Origin of the sequence: Abyssisolibacter fermentans (genome assembly GCF_001559865.1) — a bacterium.
In the GTDB taxonomy this organism is placed as follows: domain Bacteria; phylum Bacillota; class Clostridia; order Tissierellales; family MCWD3; genus Abyssisolibacter; species Abyssisolibacter fermentans.
Genome location: NZ_LOHE01000012.1, coordinates 1 through 2,031 on the forward strand (window position 1 = coordinate 1; position 2,031 = coordinate 2,031).

Genomic DNA, 2,031 nt, shown 5'->3' on the forward strand with positions numbered 1-2,031 from the left:
GTGAGTAGGAGTTTCATTTATATATATTATATATCTATTCTCTGTTTAAAATACCAACTCCAAGCTTTCTAGCCTTTCTTTTAATGAATTCATTATAGCTTTTTCTTCTTCTATACTATCAGCAGTATACGTTACAGAAAATCTAAGAAATGCCCCTGCATCATCCCAAGGGACAGTCGATATGAAGGCATTTTCTAATATATATTTAAATGCATCCATAGCGCTTGTGAATGTAATACCATTTTTAGTACCTTTAGGAATTGGTACATAACAATAAAAAGTTGACTTAGGTTTTTTAACCTTAAATCCGATTTGTTGTAGAACCTCAGTAAGCATATCAAGTCTTCTAGAGTATTTGATGCAGGTTTCTTTGGTTAATTCAGGATGCCCCAGAGCATATATACCAGCTTTTTGTATAGGTATAAATTGACCTGAGTCAGTATTGTTTTTAACCTTTGAATATAGATTTATTATTTCTTTATTACCCGCAGCAAATGCTAAACGCCAGCCAGTCATATTAAAAGCTTTACTTAAAGTATGAATTTCAATGCCTACTTCCTTAGCACCATCTACAGATAAAAAACTCAGAGGTTTTAACCCATCAAATACAAGCGGTGCATACGCAGCATCAGAAATCACTACAAATTCGTATTTATGTGCAAGTGAGACTATTTGATTATATAACTTAACAGTAGGTACTTGACCGGTTGGATTATTAGGATAGTTTATATATAGAAGTTTAGTTTTATATAATATGTCTTCTGGTACTGCATTAAAATTTGGATAGAAATCATTGTAATCATATAGAGGTAAGTTGAAAACTTTACCATTTAAGTACTTAGTATGGGAAGCGATTATGGGATATCCAGGGGTAGTTACCAAAGAATAATCTCCAGGATTTATAAAACATAGTGGAAGCATTGATAGTATTGATTTAGTACCTATCCCGTGTAATATTTCAGTATTACTATCAATATTTTTTAGGTTATAAACATTACTTAAATATTTACAAGCAGCTTGCTTAAATTCTTGTATTCCATTGTCAGCATATCCTCTGTTTTCTGTTTTAACAGCTTCCTTTGATAAAATATCTATTATATTAATATCTGCTTTATTATCTGGTTCGCCTATACCCATATCTATTATTTTTTTATTTGGGTACATTGATATGAGTTTCTTTTTTAAACTTTTAATTTCTTCAAATTTATATTTGGAAAATTTTGAATTATTTAATCTATCAGATGTTACTTTAGATATAAAACTCATACGATCACTCCATCTTTAAATATTGATTATCCCAGATTATTCATAGAAAATTAAATACCTTTTATAAATGAACCTCATTCTTCGAATGAATAAGCGATTCACATAAAATCACAGGTTTTAGTTCTCTGCTCATGATTATAAGAAGTCCATTAAATTCTCGACATACCACTCGGTATGCCTTCGAATTCACTGAAATCTTATAATTCAGAACTATACAGCATATTATCGGGAGTTATATGAATAATCAGGGATTATTTTATAATATTCATATATAAAAAATTTGTTAAAGGATTATAAAAATAAATTACCTGAGAGAATTAAAACTTATTAAGTTGTAAAATAAAATGCCTAAAAGAGAATTTTTGGGAATTAAAAAATGATTCATTTGAATTTCTCTTATATCGTTAAGTTTGACGAAAAACTTACAAAGGAGAATTATTCAAATGAATCACAATATATATTCTCAACTATACAGTTCATGGGGAAGATGTAGTTTTGATGAATATATAAACAAAGTAAATGAAGGTGAAATAAATCTTGTAGAGAGAATATAATTAACTTTGTGCTTTTAGAGAAAAAATTTCACTCTAAACTGACAAAAATATTTGAAATTTGAATTAAATTTGTCTAGTGCTAGTACTCATATTTATTATCTCCAATTATTTCTATGTTATGCATGTATTAGAATGTTTTATTTTGGTAACGATAATAATCGGAGTAATGTACCCATAAGGATATATTTTTTACTCAAAAAGAAATTTAAAT

Annotated in this window: 1 protein-coding gene; it reads right to left on the bottom strand. The window is 28.3% G+C overall.

Annotated features, from left to right (window positions below; translation table 11 throughout):
- Nucleotides 1-45 precede the first annotated feature (45 nt).
- A complete protein-coding gene (locus tag AYC61_RS00995) occupies nt 46-1,266 on the bottom strand; it encodes an LL-diaminopimelate aminotransferase (protein WP_066495483.1) in 1,221 nt (406 codons plus the stop codon).
- Nucleotides 1,267-2,031 lie beyond the last annotated feature (765 nt).